The sequence below is a fragment of the Exiguobacterium sp. s28 genome (assembly GCF_018618135.1).
Lineage (GTDB): Bacteria > Bacillota > Bacilli > Exiguobacteriales > Exiguobacteriaceae > Exiguobacterium > Exiguobacterium mexicanum_A.
The window spans coordinates 222291-241626 of record NZ_JACSLL010000002.1; the positions used below are offsets into that span (position 1 = coordinate 222291).

Below are 19336 nucleotides of genomic sequence, written 5' to 3' on the forward strand. Positions count from 1 at the left end.
GACCATGTCCGTTCGGACATGGTCTTTCGTTTGGATTCAATTTCATGTGAACAAGGAGACGAACCAGCTGATGAGGATCCCGACGAGCGCGAAGTCCGAATCACCGAACGTCGTGCTCTCAAAACCGAGGTTCCCGAGCAGCGGCAACAACATGGCCGGCAAGAAGCTGATGAGGAGACCGTTGGCGAACGCACCTAAAATCGCACCGCGTCGCCCTCCCGTCGCGTTCCCGAACACGCCAGCCGTCGCTCCCGTGAAGAAGTGAGGAACTAACCCTGGTACGATGATCGCGAGCCCGAACAGCGGGAGGAAGAACATCGAAATCAATCCTGCCGCAAAACTGACCAAGAAGCCGATGATGACCGCGTTCGGAGCGAACGGGAACACGGTCGGACAATCCAGTGCCGGTTTCGCGTTCGGTACCATCTTGTCAGCGATCCCTTTGAACGCCGGTACGATCTCGGCAATCAACATCCGTACCCCGGCGAGAACGATATACACACCAGCCGCGAACGTGATCGCTTGAATGATCGAGAAGACGATATAGTTCGAACCGCCCGATAATTCACTCTCGATAAAACCGGGACCAGCGAAGATGGCCACGACCACGAACAAGAGCGTCATTGTCAAAGAGACGGCGACCGATGTGTCACGCAGGAACCCGAGTTGCTTCGGCACTTGAATGTGTTCCGTCGAATGCTCTTTGTTGCCCGCATACTTGCCGATCGTACCCGAGACAAAATATCCGAGCGAACCGAAATGCCCAATCGCGAAGTCGTCCGACCCCGTGATTTGACGGACGAACGGTTGCAACAGCGCCGGGAACAGGACCATACATAACCCGAGCAACAGCGAACCGACCGCGACGAGGACGACTCCTTCAAGGCCTGACACCGACAGAATCGCGGCGAGCAAACTCGCCATGAACAACGTGTGGTGACCCGTCAAAAAGATATATTTGAATGGTGTGAATCGGGCGAGCACGATGTTCATGACCATCCCGAACACCATGATCATCGCCGTCTCGACGCCGAACGCGTCTTGGGCGACCGCGACGATCGCTTCGTTATTCGGGATGACCCCGCGAATACTGAACGCTTCGTCGAACATCTGCCCGAATATATCAAGTGCCGCGATGATGACCCCGGCCCCGGCCCCGATAATGACGAAGCCCATGATCGTCTTCAACGTCCCAGAGACGACCGATGCCACATCTTTCTTTTGAAGCACAAGACCAATCAAAGCGAACAGACCGACCAAAATGGCAGGTGTCCCTAGTATGTCTCGCATAATTAAATCAAGCATTCATTGTTCCCCCTTCCGACCCCCGAAGTCGTTTACAGTTTACCTTCTAGTTGCGCCTTGATCCCTTCAATGTCCATGACGTTCTCAAGAGCCACGATTTCACGCGTCCCGTCATCGAGCGTACCGATGATGTCTTTGGCCCCCAGATAAATATCGGCCGGTTCCGTACGTGCCGTCGCGATATCCGTGTGCGACACTTCTGCCTCGGCACCCATTTGATCAAGCGCCTTCTTCACATTCAACTCCATGATGAAACTTGAACCGAGCCCGTTTCCACATACAACTAAGATTTTTTTCATGATTGTTCCTCCTCTGAATATTTGTTGATGACTGGTAACATGTCGTCACTCGTCTGGGCGGACAACAACGTCGCCAAATCGGCCTCGTTGCCGAGCAATTCCGTCAGTTGGGCGAGCGTCTTCAAATGTGTCGTCTGGTCGATGGCCGCAAGTACAAAGAAGAGCCGGACCGATTTGTTTTCGGGGAAGACGACCGGGTCTCCCACTTTCAATACGCTCATGCCGAGCTTTCGGACCCCGTCCTCGGGTCGGGCGTGCGGAATGGCCACGTCAGGCATGAGGACGATATACGGTCCGTGTTCTTCTACGTTGTCAATCATCGTGTCGATATAACTCGTCACAATCGATTCGTTCGCTTCGAGCGGCTTGGCCGCTAGACGGATGGCCGCTTGCCAATCCTCGACTTTGTCTAGCACTTGAATATTTTCTCGCGTGATCAGTTCATTTAGCACCGGCTGTCCCCCCTGGTGTACAGTTTGAGTCGTGTCTGCATACAGCAACGCCCGCAAATCTTGGCGCAGTTGCCGTTCGTTCGTGACGGTCGCATGTTTTTTTACGACTTGCAACACGTCGTCGAGTTGAACTGTGACGTGCTCGCCCCGTTTTAAAAATCGTTGCTCGATTTGACGCTTCAACTGGATTTGTTCAAGCCGTGTCGGCAACGCTGGGACAAGTGTCACATTCGCCAACTCATGAATCGTTCGCGGCAACGGGACGGTCGTGAAAATCAAGTCGACGAGCGGCGCGTACTGCTCGACGTCCCGCTGCGAGATCGGTGGTAAAAAGACGATCTCAGGAAATTGATTCTTCAAAATATGGTCGAGCATGTGCGAGACGCTAATCCCGCTCGGACAGACGACGATGGCTTTCATCTGCTCATCGAGGTGCTGTCCTTGTTGATGGAGATGCGCAGCAAAATGGAGCGTATAATACATGACTTCCGTCGCCGGAACGTCTTTGCCGAGACGTTGCCGGAACGGCTCGAGTGATCGCTCTACGAGAACGTTCAACACTTTGTGTTCTTTCATGACATAACGTTCGAGCTCTTCGGGTGCTTCGAGCCCTGTGTAGACGCGTTGCATCGTCGCTTTCGAATGAAGCACGAGTTTCTCGCACAGTGCTTCCCGCTCGATGATGAACGTGCAACTGAGAAGTTCGAACCGTTCGATCACATCCATCATGACGCTAGCCAATTCGTGTTGTGTCGCCTCATCCATCTCTTCCTCGACTTTCGGTCCGCTCTTGATCAGCATATCGAGCGTCACCCAGAGATGAGGCATTTGACTGAAGTGGTGCCGGAGCGCGTCGTCCGTGTTCTCCGCCATGACGTGATCTTCTTCGTCGGTGGACGTAGGCAACGCCATTCGGCTTCCGAACAAGAGGAAGTAGGCGAGTTTTTCTCGATGGCTCTCGACCAAGCGGAACTGTCGAACCGTCTCGTACGTTTCGAGTTGGTGAAGCAGCTCTTCATATTCCATCTCCCAATCCGCGAGCACGGCACTGACAAGACGCTCCTTCGTCGAACGGGTGACGAGACGTTCAATCGTCCGATATAAATACAAGGCGATTGTTTGTGGATGTCCGTTTACGTGATACCCCGACTTCCGGGTATAGGCGAAATCGAGACCGAAATGCGCCGCACTTTTCTTCACACCGTTCAAACTTTCTTGCACCGTGAATTTGGAGACGTCAAGGAGTTGTTGAAAATGAAACGCCGATAAAAACTCTCGGTTGACCAATGTGAAGAACACGATCAGCAATTCGCGCTCTTCTTCAGCCCAAATCAATCCTGCTTGTTCAAACCGCTCCGTCAGCTCGGGAGTGAGCGTCAATTGAATCGTCGCCCCGTCCGTGTGCATGTCCGGCAGTCCACAATCGACCAACCATTCTTGAATTCGCTCCAGCTCATACTCGATGGTCCGTCGTGAATACGGGAGCATCAGCTCGAGCGATTCAATCGTCACTCGTTGTTCGTGCATGATAACGCTCAAGATTCGCTTGCTCTTTTCATTCAATAACATGGTAGTGGCCTCCTACACGTTTAGTATAAGCGAGTTTCGTCTAGATTATGTAAGCGTTTACGACAGAGTTTTCGGGTCACCGTCCCCAAACTTCTGTCTCTCGTCGTGCGACCAGAAAAAAGAGGCACAGGACCTCATTTGTCCTTTGCCCCTCCTTTATCCGTAGCCGCTTATTCTGTCGAACTGGCTTCGTTCTTCCGATAAATTGTGACGCCCCCGTGTTTCGCTTCCCCGACGACTTCAAACATCCAGCCCTTGTCAATCAACAGCGAGCGGACCGTCAAAAAATCGTCTTTTGGCACGAGTAACTCTTCGACCGAACCGTCGAGTAGTGCTTGGATTTTTTGTTCCCACTCGTTCATCGTACGTCACCTCTCTCCGCTTGTTGTCGGTTTGCCCAAGCGAATAACCGTTCACTTGTCTGCATCACATTTCCCGGTACGCATACGTCATCTGGCACGCGGGGACGCGACGTGATCGCCTCATCGATGGCGAGTATGACCGGTTCACCGAGTTCCCGTTCAAGGTAATCCGCTGCGAACGCGATCCGCTCGCGGTCTGTCGTGACACCTGCGTCGCGCAGGGGGCCTTCATAGGCCTCATCCCGCTCATTGTCCTTCATCAATACATGTCCCGATTCAAGGATGGCGAACGGAGGCTTGGCATCGACATGAAACACCTCGTAGGCTCGATAAGCCGCTTCATCACATGACAAGAGCGGCACGAAGCGGTGTTGCCCTGTCCATTTCTTCAGTTGGAACAATGTCCGCATCGCGGTGAACGATTTGGCTCCGGACGCATCCTTTTCGACCAGGATCGTCGGCGCTTCCGCCGCATCAGCCCGGTCGCGGTCCATAAACAACCATGTTTCGACTTGTGTTACAAGAATCAAATTTGTTTCCTCCTTACCATTTCTGATCCCGCCACGATGACAAGGGCGACGAGCCAGCCCCCGATGACGTCACTAAAATAATGGACGTTCAAGATGACCCGGCTGAACGAGACGGCCAACGTCAGTGTGACGAGCAGAATCAAGCCGGCGACGGTCTCATTCCGTCGATACACCAATACGGCGAGCAGTCCATACAACGCGAGTGACCCTGAGGCATGACCGCTTGGGAAACTGTACGTCGTCGCGTCGAGCGCCGCATCAATCGACGGCCGGTCGATACCATAGATGAGTTTCAGCCCTTGCGTCACAAGTAGCGTCGTAATGACGACAATCGGTAAACGAAACGCCTCGAACCGGTCGCCCCGCCACAAAAAATAAAGCATGCCGATAAACGACAGGCCGATCAATACCTTCACGCTGCCGAGCTCGGTCACATAGACGAACAGCGGACCGGCGAGCGGGTCAAGCGTAGACGTGACGAACCGATCAACCGGCACCACCCAACCTAAAACAACGACCACCGAGAAGAGCACGAAACTGATCGCCCCGGTGATCGCCAACATGTTTGAGCGCGGTGTCATTAATACAAGCCTTTCCGTTCCCGCATCTCGTCTTCGCCAAAGTCGGTCATATCGCGCAAGCGGTGCGCCAAGCGTCCCGATGCGTTCGCCGCGATCGCGCCGACGAGGTCGTCCATAAACGTATGGACTTGACCATCTTCCATTTTCGTGTCGAGCTGTTTGATGATGCCGATTTTCGCTTTGTCTAAGTATCCGAACGTCGTGACGGCGATGGAACCATATGTGTTGACGGCCCCGATGGCAATCGTCTCATCGACACCGAACAAGCCCTCGTCCGATGCCACGATTGACAACAGTGGCTCGGACAACTGTCCGCGTTCGGCGAGAATATCAAGTTCTGATCCGACGAGAATCGCATGTTGGAGCTCTCGTTTATCTAACACGGCCTCGACCGATTCCGTGCAGTCTTTCAATGACAAGTGTGGCGAATACGGCGCCTGCATTTGATAGACGATCTCGGCGATCGATTCAATCGATACGCCCCGTTCAATCAAGCGAGCCCGTGCGGCCTCGCGTACGTCTCGTGAGTGTGGTACATGTTTCATCATCTAGGCGGGAACACTCCCGCTACACATCCTTTCATCTCGAGAAGGTTTCTCCCGAAGTACTCAACCTCTATTATACTGAAAACTCGAAAAAAAGACTAAGCCCGCTTTGACTTCATTCAATAAATCGGTCATCATAAAAAAGTAGACCACTTTATAAAGGGGGAACTGGAATGAAGATTGGGGTAGTCTTATTTCCATCAAAACAAGTTCAAGATTTCGCCAACTCGTATCGGAAGCGGTACGATACGAAGTACGCCTTGATTTCACCACACGTGACAATCAAGGAACGCACGGAGATTGACGAAGCCGATTTACCGAAAGTGCTCGAGTATTTGCAACAAGTCGCGGACTCGACCAAACCGATCCAATTAAAAATCGATGGGGTCCGCTCGTTCGCACCGACGAACAACGTCCTCTACTTAAAAGTGTTGCCGACGCGCGAACTGTCAGCGCTCCAAGACAAGCTCCACGAGGGGCTTCTCAACCAGCCTCCCAAATACGAGTTTCTCCCGCACATCACCATCGGGCAAGATTTGACCGATGCCGAACTGTTCGACGTGCTCGAACGGATGCGCATGGAGCAAGTTCATTTCGAGGAAACGGTCAACCGTATGGCCGTCATGTATGAGCTCGAAAACGAAACATGGAACGTCTATGAGACGTTCCGGTTCCGCGGATAAGATTACACGCTCCGGTCGACAAATCGACCGGGGCTGTTTTGTTGTTCGGCTTCTAGCCATTCTTCTTGGCGCGGCCGGATTCGTTGGACACGCTGAATCCGCGTGACCGGCTCGATATTCGCCCGTTCTGTCGGTTGAACTTGGCGATTTCCATATTGGACGACCGTGAAATCAATCTGATAAGGACCCATGATCCAACCTCCTTCACAGGTCCTTACCCGAAATCAGGTCGGAATAATACAAAAAAGAGCGCATCGCTGCGCCCTTCCCCTATATTTACAAAATATGATAACCGCTGTCGACGTGGATGACTTCTCCTGTCACACCGCTGCCCATGCTCGATAACAAGAACAAGCCCGTCGAGGCCACTTCTTCTGCCGAGACGTTGCGACGCAGTGGTGCCTTCTGTTCAAGCTCAGACAAAATGCTGTTAAAGTCGCCGACACCTTTGGCCGATAACGTGCGAATCGGTCCTGCCGAGATCGCGTTAACGCGGACGCCGTGAGGTCCGTACTCGTTCGCCAAGTATTTGACGCTCGAGTCGAGAGCTGCTTTCGCGACACCCATCAAGTTGTAGTTCGGGACGACGCGCTCACCGCCGAGGTACGTGAGTGTGATGACCGAAGCGTCTTCTGCGAAATACGGCTTGGCCGCTTTGACGACTGCCGTCAAACTGTACGCCGAAATGTCGAGCGCTTGCGCGAACTGCCCGCGCGTCATTTCCGAGAATTCGCCGCGTAGTGCTTCTTTGTCAGCGAATGCGATTGAATGGGCGATCCCTTGAATCGGCCCTGCTTGTTCGTGAATCGTACGGAACGTCGTATCGATTGCTTCGTCGTTCGTGACGTCGCATTCTAAAAGTAGGGCCTCTCCGTTCAAATCGGCCGCAAGCGACTCAAGACCTGATTTGAAGCGTTCGGCCGCATACGTAAGGACGAGCTTCGCACCTGCCGCGTCGAGCGTCTTCGCGATCGCCCATGCGATCGAGCGTTTATTGGCAATTCCCATGACGACATACGTCTTATTCGTTAACGTTGGATAGATTGACATCGTAAACTCCCCTTTTTAGTACCTGGTTATAACATCTGTTATCAGATTACAGAATGGTGTCTGTTTTGTCAACTAGCGCGTAACGTATTGCGATTTTTTTAACTTACGGTAAGATAAAATACGTATAGAAAGGGTGAGACGACTTCATCATGAACCGCATTCAATCTTATTTAAGAAGTTTAGACACGACACTTTTGACAATCGTCTTTTTCTTGATGGTCATAAGCCTAGGCGCCATTTACACGGCACAACCGATGTTGCCGACACGATTACAACATATCAACTTCGCATTCGATCAAGGAATCCGTTACATCATCGGGTTCGTGGCCATGTTCGCCATCATGACGATCGAGTACGAACAGTTGCGAAAAATTCACTGGTATCTCTATTCCTTCGGGCTCTTGCTGCTAGTGGGCTTGATACCGCTCCGAGATACGACACTCGTTCCAAACATCAACGGGGCGTACGGCTGGTACAACGTGCCAGGTTTCAGTTTTCAACCGGCCGAATTCATGAAGTTGTTTTTGCTCATCTCCATGGCTACGATCGTCTACGACCATAATAAACGCTATGGCTCATCCCAACAGGATACGTGGCTGTTAATGAAGCTCGTCCTACTCGCCATTCCGCCGCTCGGACTGATTGTCACGCAACCGGATTTAGGGACCGGACTGGTTCTCATCACGATGCTCGGGGCCATCATCATCGTCTCGGGAATCGGCTGGAAATGGTTGCTCGGTCTGTTCAGCGCCGCTGCCGTGACGATCGGCGGTTTCATGTACTTGTTCTTCTCCCATTTCGAGGTGTTGCAAAGCTTTGTTCCGGGACACGCCTTGAATCGATTCCAAGCGTGGATTTATCCGTATGAGTATTCCGACGACTTGGCATTCCAATTGATTAAATCGCTTCAGGCGATCGGGTCCGGTCAAATGTTCGGGGCCGGCTACGGTCAAGGTTTGGTCTATTTGCCGGAGTCGCAGACCGACTTCATTTTCGCCGTCATCGCTGAACATTATGGGTTCATCGGTGCGGCCATCGTGATAATCGTCTTCTTCCTGTTCTTATACCGGATGATTCATATCGCGCTTGAGGCAAGCAGTCCGTTCGGCAGTTACATCGTGACCGCAGTCATCGCCATGTTCACGTTCCAAATTTTCCAGAACATCGGCATGACGATCGGTGTCCTTCCAATCACCGGTCTGACGTTACCGTTCATCAGTTACGGCGGGACCGGAATCATCATGAACATGATTGCCATCGGCCTCGTCATGAACGTCGCGTCGAAATCAAAATCGTATATGTTCGACGACGATTGAAAAACAGTCCCGCGCTCAGCTGAGTGCGGGACTGTTTGTATTATGCTTCAAGTCGAAAATCATGCGGGTATGTCGCCTCAATGACGAGTCTCTCGCCCGTCATCGGGTGGCAAAACGTCGCCGAGGCGCTATGGAGCGCGTGACGGTCGAGTACGGTCTTACCACCGTACATCGTATCCCCGAGGAGCGGATGCCCGATATGGCGCAGATGGACGCGGATTTGATGCGTCCGTCCGGTCTCGAGGGCGATCGTCAGCGCTGTATATGCCTCGTGTGGCTCTACTTCGAGAATATGGGTCACGGCGTGCTGTCCGTCTGCCGTCACGATTCGTTCCATGATTGAATCCGGGGCACGGCCGATAGGAGCGTCAATCGTCTGTGGCGAAACCTCGCCTTCGACGAGAGCGAGATACGTCCGTGACAAGCCCCCGGTCTGTTGCAACTTGCTGAACCGATGGTGCACGTACGCATATTTTGCGAACAAGACGACGCCGCTCGTGTCACGATCGAGTCGATTGATGACGTGAATCGCCGACTGCAATCCGATTCGCTCGTAATATCCGAGCACCGCATTGGCAAGCGTGTCGTCGGGATGAAGCCGGGACGGGATCGTCGCGATCCCAGCCGGTTTATCGACGGCGAGCAAATAGTCGTCCTCAAACAGGATCGTGAGCGGGCGTGACGAGCGGACCATCGTCTCCGCCGGCTGTTCGACCGGGAAATGGACCGTCACATCATCTCCTTCGCTGATGTCATAACGTACCGTCCGCGGCTTTCCGTTGACGAGGATGAGCCCCCCTTGTTTGATTTGGGTCAACATCTTGCGCGAGATGCCGCAGTCTGTCATTAAAAAATCGCGCAGCGGGACGTTCGCCCCCGCGACGCGATGCAATGTGAATCCGTACATCGGTTACTTCCCTTCCTCAATGAACGATTCCCGGACCCGTCGCCAAAATGGGAACGGGCGGAACCGGGCAAATGTCACTTTTTCTTTCGCGACCGCACAGCGAATCGAGCGCACGTTCGACCACGACAATGCTTCTTGGTGATCGAACGCGAGTTCGAATTCTGTTTTCGTGTGCGGCTCGATCTTCACTTGATGATGCTTCGGCAACAAGAGCGGTGAACCGATCGTCCGGTACACCAAGTTATTGATTGACGCCATCTCCGTCACTTGGATTGCTTCAATCGACGGATGGACGATGGCACCCCCGAGTGCTTTGTTATAGGCCGTCGACCCGGATGGTGTCGAAATGCATAACCCGTCACCTCGGAACGTCTCGAAATAATCGTCGCGAATCGACAAGTCACAGACGAGCGTACGTTTATAGTTTTTAATCGTACACTCGTTCATGGCGAGTTGTCGTTCGGTCGTCCCGTCCTCGTAATCGATGAGCACCTCGACGAGCGGATAAGACACCGGTTCGAACGATTCGCTCGTGATCATTTCCGTCAACTCGTCGAGCTCGTCTGGTTGCCAGTCGGCGTAAAAACCGAGATGGCCCGTATGAATCCCGACGAGCAGCGTATCATCGAGCCGGTCGATATATTCGTGGAACGCTTGGAGCATCGTCCCATCCCCACCGACCGAGACGACGATCCGCGGCTCTTTCGAGACCGAATGCCCCGCTTCGGTCAATTTATTCGTCAACTCGCGCGCAATGTCGGCCGAACGCGCGTCTCCCCGTGCTACAATCGCAAACTGCATGCCTTGGCCCCCTAGTCTTGGTCCGTTTGGACGTTCATTTCTTTATCCCGGAACACTTGCTGTGCATCTTGAATCTCGACGCGGAGCTGACTCATCTCGGCATCGAGCAAAAATGCCGCTTCAGCCGCCCGGCGCAGGCGCTCCTGCACCTCGACCGGCATATCCCCGTCGTATTTATAGTTGAGCGAGTGCTCGATCGTTGCCCAAAAGTTCATCGCAAGCGTCCGCACTTGGACTTCGACAAGCGTCGGGAACTCGCCATGAATCGTTTGAACCGGGTATTCGAGAATCAAATGGTAAGAGCGGTAGCCTGATTCCTTTTGGTTCGTGATATAGTTACGTTCCTCGACGATTTTAAAGTCGGTCCGGTGATGGAGCAGTTCAAGGACGTGGACGATATCGTCCACGAATTGGCACATGATGCGGAGTCCGGCGATGTCTTGCATCTCCGTCGACAACTTGTCGTAAGGGATTTGCTTTCGCTTCGCCTTCTCGAGAATGCTACCGACCGGTTTGACCCGTCCCGTGACAAACTCGATCGGTGAGTGGTCGTTTTGAGATTTATATTGTTTCCGAATCGCCTTGAATTTAACTTTCAGTTCATCGACCGCGATTTGATACGGCACTAAAAATTGATCCCAATCCATTGATTGCATATGCTGTCACCACTTTCGTTCATTTCGGAAAACCCTGCTTTTTCCGTATGTATCCGATTGTATGGTATCATAAACGAACAATTGTTCATAGAATGGAGCGATGATTTATGACCCAAGAAGTGGAAATTGAATTCAAATCGATGTTGACGAAAGACGAGTATGAGACCTTGCTCACCGCCTACGATTTAACGGACAAAGTGAAATGGCAGGCGAATGACTATTTCGATACACCGACGTTCGAACTGAAGAAGCACGGCGCCGCCCTACGGATTCGCGAGAAAAAACATGGCCAAGTGTTGACACTCAAACAACCGCATGACGTTGGACTGCTCGAGACACATGCCCCAATCAATGAGGCAGAGGCCGAGAACCTGTTCAAATACGGCATCATCCATGATGACCAAATGAAAGAGGCGCTCGCCGCGTTCGACTTGTCCGGCCCGCTCGAACATCTCGGTCGCCTTGAGACGAAACGTGCGGAAATCGAGACGCCAGACGGTCTGCTCGTCCTTGACGAAAGTCATTATTTGGAGATTCACGACTATGAAATAGAATTTGAAGTGACCGATGAAGCGAAGGGCAAACTCGCGTTCGAACAGCTTCTTCATCGCCATGGCATTCCCCTCCGGCCCGCCAAAAATAAAATCGTTCGATTCATGGAAGAAAAGATGCGTCGAAACCAAGGTTGAGCAGATACGTTGCCAACCTTTTTTTTTCGTTGCTACAATGAGCATACGATATATTTGATTTTTGTTTACGAGAGGAGGCGACACAATGGAACTTGAACAATGTAATGAGTCATCCTGTTCATTGGAAGAATCTTCTATCCAAGTAACATATAAGCCATTAGAGTTATTCTATTTCATGGACATCTCAGATCCAAACGGGCTTCACGTGATGACACTCATTAAAAAACTCGAACTTGAATACGGGCACTTGATTCGTTTCCGTATGGTTTCGACGGTTCCTAGTTGTGTTGGCGGATGTCAAGAAGAGGTTCGCCTTCTCACGATGATCAAGGCTATGGAGTTACAAGGGAAACGTCATGCGATGCGCTTCATGCGCCATCTGCATATTAACGATATCTTTTTGAAGGATGGCTCTAGCGACAGCGACTTATGGGAAATTGCCCGCTCGTTCGTCAGTTATGGACTCGACATCGATGAGTTGGCTGCCGATATCCAATCCAATCAACTGCTGAGCGCACTGGCGGTCGATCATGAGATCTTGAAAGACTGGGAAATCGAATCGCTTCCCGCCTTGACGTTCGTCACGCGTGACGAGGCGCTCAAAATCGAAGGACTCTATCCGTATGACGTCTATCAGGCTGTCATGGCCGAACTGCTCGGCTATGTACCGACCCGTGAGACCGATTGGAACGTCGAGAAAGTGTTAGGACACTATGACGCCTCGACGATTACCGAGCTCGCTTTCATTTTAGAGCTCGACAAGCCTGTCATCGAAAGAGAATTAAAAAAACTGTCGCTCCAACAACGTTGCCGGCCTGTCCCGGGCTGCAGCGGCGAAGCTTGGGCGACGAATAAATGACACAACAAAACCCACGGCCGGGGAGCCGTGGGTTTTTTCGATGTTTCCCGCGGGGACGGAAAACATCGTACCCGAGTATCTATACAGATCACAGGTTGGGAGAAAGTTTACGGTCAATAAAGGGGTTTGTGATTGATTTCACACTTATAATATACCGAGACGAGCGCACCGTGACAAGCACTTTGTTCATATTGTCACATAATGTTCACGCCCCGCTTCTTTTATTGGAAAAGTAACGCTTCCATCTCGTCTAGCACGGCCTCGAACTGATCGAGCGCTGCGAGCACCGGTGCTTTCGTCGTCATATCGACTCCAGCCGCCTTCAATACTTCAATTGGATAATCGCTCGACCCGGCCTTCAAGAACTTGTCGATGTAACGACGGACGGCCGGTTCCCCTTCGTCCATGATCTGTTGCGACAATGCGGCCGACGCCGAGATGCCCGTCGCATACTGATAGACGTAGTAGTTGTAATAGAAGTGCGGGATCCGTGCCCATTCGAAGGCGATCTCCCCATCGATGACGAGCTCGTCTCCGAAGTATCGCTTGTTGAGCTCGAGGTACGTCTCATTTAAGTACTCAGGTGTGAGCGAGACGCCATCTTGGGCCGCTTTATGGATCATATGCTCGAACTCGGCGAACATCGTCTGACGGAACAACGTGCCACGGAACGTCTCGAGCTGATTGTTCAAGAGATAGAGCCGCTCTTGGCGGTCTGTACGCGTCTTCAGTAAATAGTCGTTCAAGAGCGCCTCGTTCGTCGTCGATGCCACTTCGGCCACGAAGATCGAGTAGTCCCCGTATGGATACGGCTGCGACGCCCGCGTGTAATGGCTATGGACCGAATGACCGAACTCATGGGCGAGCGTGAACAAGTTGTTGACGTTGTCTTGCCAGTTCATCAAGATGAACGGCTGCGTGTCGTACGCGCCTGAAGAGTAAGCACCGCTCCGTTTGCCACGCGTCTCACGGACGTCGACCCAGCGTGAATCGAGACCGTCCTTGACGATTTGGACGTACTCGTCACCGAGTGGTGCGAGTCCCTTGACCATCAAGTCTTTCGCTTCGTCATATGGAATTTTCATGTCCACGTCTTTCACGAGCGGTGTATACAAGTCATACATATGCAGCTCGTCCACACCGAGTGCCCGTTTCCGGAGCGCGACGTAACGATGCAACAAGTCGAGGCGCTCGTTCACCGCTTCGACGAGACCGTCGTATACCGCTTCCGGGATGGCGTTATGATGGAGCGCCGCTTGACGGGCACTCTCGAACTTACGGACCGTCGCATAGAAGTTATCCTTCTTCACGCTGCCTGACAACGTCGAGGCGAACGTGTTCAAATATTGCTCGTACGTGCCGTACATCGCCTTGAACGCCCCTTCGCGGACGCTACGGTCGCTCGACTCGAGGAATGTGATGTAACGGCCATGCGTCAATTCGACGTCTTCACCTTTCTCGTTCTTCACTTTCGGGAATTTCAAATCGGCGTTGTTGAGCATGCCGAACGTCGAACTCGACTGGCCGAGCACGTCACCAGCTTGAGCGAGAATCGCCTCTTCGGCTTCCGTCAACACGTGCGGACGCTCTTGCGCCAACTCGTCGAACGCATGGCGATAGACGTTGAGCGATTCGTGTTCCGCCATGAACGCCTCGATTTGACTCTCATCGATGGCGAGCAGTTCCGGCGTCATGAATGCGAGCTGAGCCGAGATTTGGGCCGCGAGCGAGCCCGCCCGGTCGTTCAACGCTTGGTAATGACTGTTCGACGTATCTTCGTCATAACGCATATGGGCGTATGTATACAGTTTATGCAATTGACGCGAGATGTCGTCGCGAAGTTGCAGGCCTTCAAACAAAGTAGAGGCTGATTCCCCGAGTTTACCTTTAAACTCGACCAAGGCCGGCACGTTTGCTTTCAATGCCTCAAAATCGTGTTCCCACGCCTGATCGTCCGCATAAATCGTCTCCAAGTTCCACGTCTCCTCGACGGGTACTTGTTTTCGTGTGAGTACTTCTGACATATGTCCACTTCCTTTTCCTAGTTTGTATACGATTTCGCCATGAATCGCTGAAACCCTTGAAATAATCGAAGATCGTGGAGAAGGGCCGTCTCTAGCGTCTTTGGGACGTGCCAATCCCGCACCGACTCCGTCATATCAAACACGTTCAAGAGTTGTCTCCATTGTACTTCAAACGCTTGGAGAAAGTCGCTTGTCGGGGTCACGTCAAACTGGCGGCACGTCTTCTCAATACTCCATGCGACGGAGTCGTCGGGACGCTCACGCCGATTCAAATAAAGCACCGTCTGAAACGTGAACGGATGGACGTGGATGCCCCAAAGCGAGGATAACGGCAAGTAACAGCAACTCGGCATGAGAGATGGTAACATTCCGATCGGATACAATCGGTTCAAGACGAGCCGGCGGTACTGCGGCGTCGGATAGGGCGGGGTCATCCGGCGGCGCCGGACGAGTTGAACCCATTGCTGGGCGTCGAAACGATAATAACATTCGAACGGCGAACTCGAGAATGACGATACGGTCTGCCAATGACCAACGCCACGTCGAACCGATATCGGGAAGCCAATGAAACGATAAAGTGATTGCTTGTAAGGGACATGGAGGCCATGCCGTCTAAACAGTTCGTGACGCATCCACGGCTGCAATGAAGGCCAAGCACTAGGTTCTAATCCGCTCGCCAGCCAGACGACATCGAGTCCGTTGTCGCGATAATGTCTCGTCCGCTCGACGTAAGACTCGATTGTGAGCGTCGACGCTTGAATTTCGATGACGAGCCTCGTATCGTCGCGTCGGGCCAGCAAATCGGCACGACGTGCGCCGATGACGACTTCTTGTTCGACGGCGTAACCTTGTGTCTGAAGCCACTGCCGAACACCCCATTTGTCTTCGTGGTGCCCCGTCGACTCGCCTCGTCCACACGGATGGACATGTGCGAAATGAAGCCGTCGCCTCACACCTTGCTTGACGATGACCCGTTCCCCGCATTCTGGACACACAAAAGGGGCAAACGGTTCGATCCGCCCCCGACTTAACGTAAGGGCATCGACATACCCCCCTGTCCGATCGATGGCAAACCGCATCCCGCTTCCCCCTCATAGTAGTGGTGAAAACATTCGGGCCAATGACTCGACGAGTTTGATGAAGTACGACCGTTCCGAGAACGCTTGCAACTCCAACTCGTGTGACCCTTCAAAGTCTTTATAGAGATCTTGCTTGAGCTGATGGACGGAATTCGTGTTGTATAAGAGCGCATTCACCTCGAAATTGAGGTGGAAGCTCCTGAAGTCCATGTTCGCCGTCCCGATCGTCGCCAGCCCATCGTCGACGACGATGACTTTCGAGTGCATGAACCCTTCTTCATACAGATAAATCTTCACACCGGCGCTGAGCAGCTCCTCGAAGTACGACCGGCTCGCATAAAACACGATCTTATGGTCCGGATAGCTCGGGAGCACGATCCGGACATCGATTCCGGACAGCGAGGCGGTCTTGAGCGCGCTCATGATGTCCTCATCGGGAATCAAATACGGCGAAGAGATATAGACCGATTTTTTCGCGGCGTTGATCAGCGCGAAATAGATCGACTTCATCGTCTCATACGGTTCATCCGGTCCGCTCGCCACGATTTGTACACCCCCGCTCGCGCTGCGTACCGTCTCGAGCGGTTCGAGATAAAACGGAGTGAACAGGCGCTCGCCCGTCATATAGTACCAGTCCTGCAAAAAGATCAGTTGCAGTTCCGACACCCCTTCCCCTCTGACGTACAGATGCGTGTCACGCCAGAAGCCGAACTTCGAATGTTCGCCCAAATACTCGTCACCGACGTTCAACCCGCCGGTGAACGCCTCCGTGCCGTCGATGACGACAATCTTCCTGTGGTTCCGGTAGTTCGTCTTGCTCGACACGAGCGGTAAGACGACGGGGAAGAAGGCTTGGACGTGGACGCCTGCTTGCCGCATCTCGTCGAAGAACGTCCCGCTCGTATGGATCGAGCCGACGGCATCGTACAAGAAGCGGACCTCGACCCCCGCCCTCGCCTTGTCGATCAAAATGCGTTGAATTTCCCGAGAAATACGATCTTCCCGGAAAATATAATATTCGAGATGGATGTGGCGGGTCGCCCCTTTCAAGGCGGGCAACAGTTTCGAAAACTTTTCTTGCCCGTTCGTCAGCACTTGCGTATACGTGTTCGATGAGACGGGTAATTGATTGAGTGACGACGTCAAATGGAGCAATTTCTCATAATCGTCGTGGGAGAACATGAGTGACGGCGACAACGTCATCGCCTTCTGCCGATAGGCGAGGTATGTCTCTTCATCGAGCATCGCTTTCTCTTTGAACATCCGCTTCCGGCGATAGTTCTGTCCGAACACGAAATAAGCGAACAGACCGACGACCGGGAAGCCGAGCATGACGATCGCCCAAATGAGCGTCCGTTGCGGATTGCGGTTCTCGAGCAAGATGACGAGCAAAATGCTGAACGTCGTCAAAAAGACGAGCACCGAGAACAAGCCAATCACTTGGGAGCTCCAGTAATATGATAATACGGCAATGAGACCTGCGAGCAAAATCAGGGATAAAAGGACTTGTATGCGTCGCAACATATTATAAACTGACCCCGTTTCTATCTTGTATTATCATAATTATACAACTTAACGCCATCTTTTGAGGGGAGCGAACGAAATATGGGCACATTTTTGATTACGGGAGCGACGAGCGGGATTGGACGGGCCGTTGCCCTCCGGTTAGCAGAGGAAGGACATGACGTCATCGGCATCGGCCGAGACGAGGCACGAGGCGAAGAAATCGAGGCGGCATCCGCTCGCGTCACGTTTATGGCATGCGATTTGTCCCAACCCGACGACATCGAGGCGATGATGGACGAACTCAAAGACCGGGCCATCACGTTAGACGGCCTATTCAATAACGCGGCGACGTTCGGGCGCCCCGGGACACCAGAACGGTTGCCTGCGTCCGCGTTCGATGACGTCTTTGAACTGAACGTGCTCGCGACAAATCGACTTATCCAACGCGCTATCCCGCTCCTCGCGAATGGAGCGAGCGTCGTCAACAACGCTGCCATCGTCGGCCACGTCAAATTCCCACCGATGCTTGGTCCATACGCCGCGTCCAAAGCGGCCGTCATCGCCTTGACGAAGACGTTCGCCCATCGAATGAAAGGCAAAATCCGCTTCAATGCGGTCTGTTTCGGTCCGGTCGACACCCCGCTCAGTCACAAGTTGTACGGCGGGGAAGCCAAGTTCCAAGAGGCGATGACCCATCATTTCCGGGGACATGCCGCTAAACCGGATGAAGTGGCGCCGGTCGTGACCTTCTTGTTGAGTGAGGCGTCGAGCTATATCAACGGCCAAGCCATTACGGTCGATGGGGGCTATACCCTCTCATGATGCACAGAAAGGAAGGGGTCTTCTCGGACCCCTTCCTTTCTCGTTAATCACGTATTTTCCGTGCTTTCGTCATCTGATTCGTCAAGAACGCTTTCTCTCGTGGATGCAACTCATCCAAGTCGAGCGCTTCCTCAAAGTAGTCGATGAATTCCTCGAACGTTTCATCATGCGAGGCGTGTGCCTGAATCCGCGCGATTCGGATTGCCTCGAAGACGGATGCCATCACGAAAATGTCGTGACTCGCATACGTCTTCACAGGAGCGAACGCCTCGAACAATGTCGCTTCCATCGTTTTACGTTTGGCATGCCAGTTACTCTTGTCATTGGAGAATAAAAAGTCGCCTGCCGGCAATCGGCTCAGTTCGCGTAAAATATCGCCGATGTAGTGAATCGCGTGAATCGCCGTATTCGGATCATTGATGCCCGGTGAGACGCCTTTCAGCGCGATCTCACTCAACTTCTCGATGACGAACGCCGGGTCTTGAATCGATGAACGGATTTCACCGATTTGGAACACGTCGATATCGGGCGCTTCTTCTGCGAGCCAATAGCCGAGAATATCTCCTTCCGCTACAAAGTCCCCAACGGCCACGACCGATTCGAAGTCAACGTCACGGCTCTCCTGCTTCTCGCTCGAGAACAGTTGGACGTAGCCCGTTCGAGAGGCATAGACCGCCTGTCCTTCGAACGTGTGAACCGTTCGTTTCGGGACGATATACATGTCTTCCTCTTCGACCGCCCGTCTTTGGTTTTCGATGACGGATAGCGCTTCGCGGTGCAATGCCGATAAGAGGCGTTCCGCTTGAATCGAGACGCTGATCGTTTGAATGAATTTAACGAACGCCCAAATCGAGCTGACGACGAGCAGGACACTGATGCCTGAAGCGAGTACGACGTCTTCATCCGATGTCCGGATAAGGAACAAGTTCGTAATGCCGTACACCGTCGTCATGATGAACAGGCCGAGTGTATGCTTCGACGCCGAGTTCGTCAAAAAGTTATTGATCGTCCGAGGCGAGAACTGCGACGAATACGTCGTCAAGACGACGAGGATCGTCGAAAAGCTGAACGTCATCATCGTCATGAGGCTCGTGAACGACGAAGACAGGACAGAAGCTGCTGAATCCTTGTCTAAATAAATGATTTCCGGTAACAGCTCCCGAAAGAAGCTTCCAAAATATTGAGTCAGGAACGTTAACGCGATCCCTCCCACTCCGTATAAAAACGGAACGAACCAGGTGCTATCTTCCAACTTTAATTGAATCCGCTTGAGCATCACGACACCTCTTCGTATGTATAAA

At 52.7% G+C, this 19336-nt stretch carries 21 protein-coding genes; 5 read left to right on the forward strand and 16 right to left on the reverse strand.

Features of this window, described 5'->3' with window-relative positions; genetic code table 11:
• Nucleotides 1-42: 42 nt before the first annotated feature.
• The 7 genes from KNP78_RS03495 to KNP78_RS03525 all read right to left on the reverse strand — a co-directional run bounded on the left by KNP78_RS03495 (nt 43) and on the right by KNP78_RS03525 (nt 5643).
• Nucleotides 43-1305, reverse strand: a complete 1263-nt coding sequence (locus KNP78_RS03495; RefSeq protein ID WP_214823273.1) for a PTS ascorbate transporter subunit IIC — start codon at nt 1303-1305, stop codon at nt 43-45.
• A gap of 32 nt (nt 1306-1337) precedes the next feature.
• On the reverse strand, nt 1338-1604 hold the full coding sequence (locus KNP78_RS03500) for a PTS sugar transporter subunit IIB (protein WP_034776979.1): 267 nt from the start codon (nt 1602-1604) through the stop codon (nt 1338-1340).
• Entirely contained in the window at nt 1601-3625 is a 2025-nt protein-coding gene (locus KNP78_RS03505) for a BglG family transcription antiterminator (RefSeq protein ID WP_214823274.1), read from the reverse strand. Before KNP78_RS03505 ends, KNP78_RS03500 begins: the two co-directional genes overlap by 4 nt.
• Before the next feature lie 170 nt (nt 3626-3795).
• Nucleotides 3796-3987, reverse strand: coding sequence for a hypothetical protein (locus tag KNP78_RS03510; protein ID WP_214823275.1), 192 nt, complete (start codon nt 3985-3987; stop codon nt 3796-3798).
• Nucleotides 3984-4517: a hypothetical protein gene (locus tag KNP78_RS03515; RefSeq protein WP_214823276.1), complete on the reverse strand. Its 534-nt coding sequence runs from the start codon at nt 4515-4517 to the stop codon at nt 3984-3986. Before KNP78_RS03515 ends, KNP78_RS03510 begins: the two co-directional genes overlap by 4 nt.
• On the reverse strand, nt 4514-5098 hold the full coding sequence (locus KNP78_RS03520) for a phosphatase PAP2 family protein (RefSeq protein WP_214752615.1): 585 nt from the start codon (nt 5096-5098) through the stop codon (nt 4514-4516). The genes KNP78_RS03515 and KNP78_RS03520 overlap by 4 nt, the downstream gene beginning before the upstream one ends.
• Entirely contained in the window at nt 5098-5643 is a 546-nt protein-coding gene (locus KNP78_RS03525; RefSeq protein ID WP_034779805.1) for a phosphatidylglycerophosphatase A family protein, read from the reverse strand. The genes KNP78_RS03520 and KNP78_RS03525 overlap by 1 nt, the downstream gene beginning before the upstream one ends.
• 173 nt (nt 5644-5816) lie before the next feature.
• Here KNP78_RS03525 and KNP78_RS03530 point away from each other — a divergent pair, with 173 nt between their 5' ends.
• Entirely contained in the window at nt 5817-6326 is a 510-nt protein-coding gene (locus KNP78_RS03530; RefSeq protein WP_034776969.1) for a YjcG family protein, read from the forward strand.
• 2 nt (nt 6327-6328) lie between these two features.
• Here KNP78_RS03530 and KNP78_RS03535 read toward each other — a convergent pair whose 3' ends face one another.
• Both KNP78_RS03535 and fabI read right to left on the reverse strand, forming a co-directional pair.
• On the reverse strand, nt 6329-6517 hold the full coding sequence (locus tag KNP78_RS03535) for a hypothetical protein (RefSeq protein ID WP_021066964.1): 189 nt from the start codon (nt 6515-6517) through the stop codon (nt 6329-6331).
• An 85-nt stretch (nt 6518-6602) separates the two neighbouring features.
• A complete protein-coding gene (fabI, locus tag KNP78_RS03540; protein ID WP_131433674.1) occupies nt 6603-7376 on the reverse strand; it encodes an enoyl-ACP reductase FabI in 774 nt (257 codons plus the stop codon).
• Nucleotides 7377-7525: 149 nt separating this feature from the next.
• On the opposite strand from fabI, the gene KNP78_RS03545 reads away from it, so the two are divergent.
• A complete protein-coding gene (locus KNP78_RS03545) occupies nt 7526-8692 on the forward strand; it encodes an FtsW/RodA/SpoVE family cell cycle protein (RefSeq protein ID WP_034776964.1) in 1167 nt (388 codons plus the stop codon).
• 40 nt (nt 8693-8732) lie between these two features.
• Here the strand turns inward: KNP78_RS03545 and KNP78_RS03550 are convergent, their stop codons facing one another.
• Genes KNP78_RS03550 through yjbM form a run of 3 tightly spaced genes read right to left on the reverse strand, consistent with a single transcriptional unit; the run spans nt 8733 to nt 11056 of the window.
• Entirely contained in the window at nt 8733-9599 is an 867-nt protein-coding gene (locus tag KNP78_RS03550) for an RluA family pseudouridine synthase (protein ID WP_214823277.1), read from the reverse strand.
• A gap of 3 nt (nt 9600-9602) precedes the next feature.
• Complete coding sequence (locus KNP78_RS03555) at nt 9603-10400, reverse strand: NAD kinase (RefSeq protein WP_034776962.1); 798 nt, start codon at nt 10398-10400, stop codon at nt 9603-9605.
• An 11-nt stretch (nt 10401-10411) separates the two neighbouring features.
• Entirely contained in the window at nt 10412-11056 is a 645-nt protein-coding gene (gene yjbM / locus KNP78_RS03560; protein WP_034776960.1) for a GTP diphosphokinase, read from the reverse strand.
• A 107-nt stretch (nt 11057-11163) separates the two neighbouring features.
• Here yjbM and KNP78_RS03565 point away from each other — a divergent pair, with 107 nt between their 5' ends.
• Both KNP78_RS03565 and KNP78_RS03570 read left to right on the forward strand, forming a co-directional pair.
• Nucleotides 11164-11745, forward strand: a complete 582-nt coding sequence (locus KNP78_RS03565) for a CYTH domain-containing protein (RefSeq protein ID WP_200881479.1) — start codon at nt 11164-11166, stop codon at nt 11743-11745.
• Between the two features lie 85 nt (nt 11746-11830).
• Nucleotides 11831-12604: a DsbA family protein gene (locus tag KNP78_RS03570; RefSeq protein WP_214823278.1), complete on the forward strand. Its 774-nt coding sequence runs from the start codon at nt 11831-11833 to the stop codon at nt 12602-12604.
• A gap of 221 nt (nt 12605-12825) precedes the next feature.
• Here KNP78_RS03570 and pepF read toward each other — a convergent pair whose 3' ends face one another.
• The 3 genes from pepF to cls are packed head-to-tail and all read right to left on the reverse strand — an operon-like array spanning nt 12826 to nt 17231.
• Nucleotides 12826-14628 carry an oligoendopeptidase F gene (gene pepF, locus KNP78_RS03575; RefSeq protein ID WP_214823279.1) on the reverse strand — a complete coding sequence of 601 codons (1803 nt, stop codon included), beginning with the start codon at nt 14626-14628 and terminating at the stop codon, nt 12826-12828.
• A gap of 17 nt (nt 14629-14645) precedes the next feature.
• On the reverse strand, nt 14646-15707 hold the full coding sequence (locus tag KNP78_RS03580) for a competence protein CoiA (RefSeq protein WP_214823280.1): 1062 nt from the start codon (nt 15705-15707) through the stop codon (nt 14646-14648).
• Between the two features lie 12 nt (nt 15708-15719).
• Nucleotides 15720-17231, reverse strand: a complete 1512-nt coding sequence (gene cls / locus KNP78_RS03585) for a cardiolipin synthase (protein ID WP_034776952.1) — start codon at nt 17229-17231, stop codon at nt 15720-15722.
• An 81-nt stretch (nt 17232-17312) separates the two neighbouring features.
• Here cls and KNP78_RS03590 point away from each other — a divergent pair, with 81 nt between their 5' ends.
• Nucleotides 17313-18035, forward strand: coding sequence for an SDR family NAD(P)-dependent oxidoreductase (locus KNP78_RS03590; protein WP_034776950.1), 723 nt, complete (start codon nt 17313-17315; stop codon nt 18033-18035).
• A 43-nt stretch (nt 18036-18078) separates the two neighbouring features.
• On the opposite strand, the gene KNP78_RS03595 is transcribed toward KNP78_RS03590, so the two are convergent.
• Complete coding sequence (locus KNP78_RS03595; RefSeq protein ID WP_214823281.1) at nt 18079-19311, reverse strand: DUF2254 domain-containing protein; 1233 nt, start codon at nt 19309-19311, stop codon at nt 18079-18081.
• Nucleotides 19312-19336: the final 25 nt, after the last annotated feature.

Bases quoted from the DNA above. Each gene is read 5' to 3' on its own strand.
- KNP78_RS03495 (WP_214823273.1), bottom strand. From the start codon at position 1,305: ATGCTTGATTTAATTATGCGAGACATACTAGGGACACCTGCCATTTTG.
- KNP78_RS03500 (WP_034776979.1), bottom strand. From the start codon at position 1,604: ATGAAAAAAATCTTAGTTGTATGTGGAAACGGGCTCGGTTCAAGTTTC.
- KNP78_RS03505 (WP_214823274.1), bottom strand. From the start codon at position 3,625: ATGTTATTGAATGAAAAGAGCAAGCGAATCTTGAGCGTTATCATGCAC.
- KNP78_RS03510 (WP_214823275.1), bottom strand. From the start codon at position 3,987: ATGAACGAGTGGGAACAAAAAATCCAAGCACTACTCGACGGTTCGGTC.
- KNP78_RS03520 (WP_214752615.1), bottom strand. From the start codon at position 5,098: ATGACACCGCGCTCAAACATGTTGGCGATCACCGGGGCGATCAGTTTC.
- KNP78_RS03525 (WP_034779805.1), bottom strand. From the start codon at position 5,643: ATGAAACATGTACCACACTCACGAGACGTACGCGAGGCCGCACGGGCT.
- KNP78_RS03530 (WP_034776969.1), top strand. From the start codon at position 5,817: ATGAAGATTGGGGTAGTCTTATTTCCATCAAAACAAGTTCAAGATTTC.
- KNP78_RS03535 (WP_021066964.1), bottom strand. From the start codon at position 6,517: ATGGGTCCTTATCAGATTGATTTCACGGTCGTCCAATATGGAAATCGC.
- fabI (WP_131433674.1), bottom strand. From the start codon at position 7,376: ATGTCAATCTATCCAACGTTAACGAATAAGACGTATGTCGTCATGGGA.
- KNP78_RS03545 (WP_034776964.1), top strand. From the start codon at position 7,526: ATGAACCGCATTCAATCTTATTTAAGAAGTTTAGACACGACACTTTTG.
- KNP78_RS03550 (WP_214823277.1), bottom strand. From the start codon at position 9,599: ATGTACGGATTCACATTGCATCGCGTCGCGGGGGCGAACGTCCCGCTG.
- KNP78_RS03555 (WP_034776962.1), bottom strand. From the start codon at position 10,400: ATGCAGTTTGCGATTGTAGCACGGGGAGACGCGCGTTCGGCCGACATT.
- yjbM (WP_034776960.1), bottom strand. From the start codon at position 11,056: ATGCAATCAATGGATTGGGATCAATTTTTAGTGCCGTATCAAATCGCG.
- KNP78_RS03565 (WP_200881479.1), top strand. From the start codon at position 11,164: ATGACCCAAGAAGTGGAAATTGAATTCAAATCGATGTTGACGAAAGAC.
- KNP78_RS03570 (WP_214823278.1), top strand. From the start codon at position 11,831: ATGGAACTTGAACAATGTAATGAGTCATCCTGTTCATTGGAAGAATCT.
- pepF (WP_214823279.1), bottom strand. From the start codon at position 14,628: ATGTCAGAAGTACTCACACGAAAACAAGTACCCGTCGAGGAGACGTGG.
- KNP78_RS03580 (WP_214823280.1), bottom strand. From the start codon at position 15,707: ATGCGGTTTGCCATCGATCGGACAGGGGGGTATGTCGATGCCCTTACG.
- cls (WP_034776952.1), bottom strand. From the start codon at position 17,231: ATGTTGCGACGCATACAAGTCCTTTTATCCCTGATTTTGCTCGCAGGT.
- KNP78_RS03590 (WP_034776950.1), top strand. From the start codon at position 17,313: ATGGGCACATTTTTGATTACGGGAGCGACGAGCGGGATTGGACGGGCC.
- KNP78_RS03595 (WP_214823281.1), bottom strand. From the start codon at position 19,311: ATGCTCAAGCGGATTCAATTAAAGTTGGAAGATAGCACCTGGTTCGTT.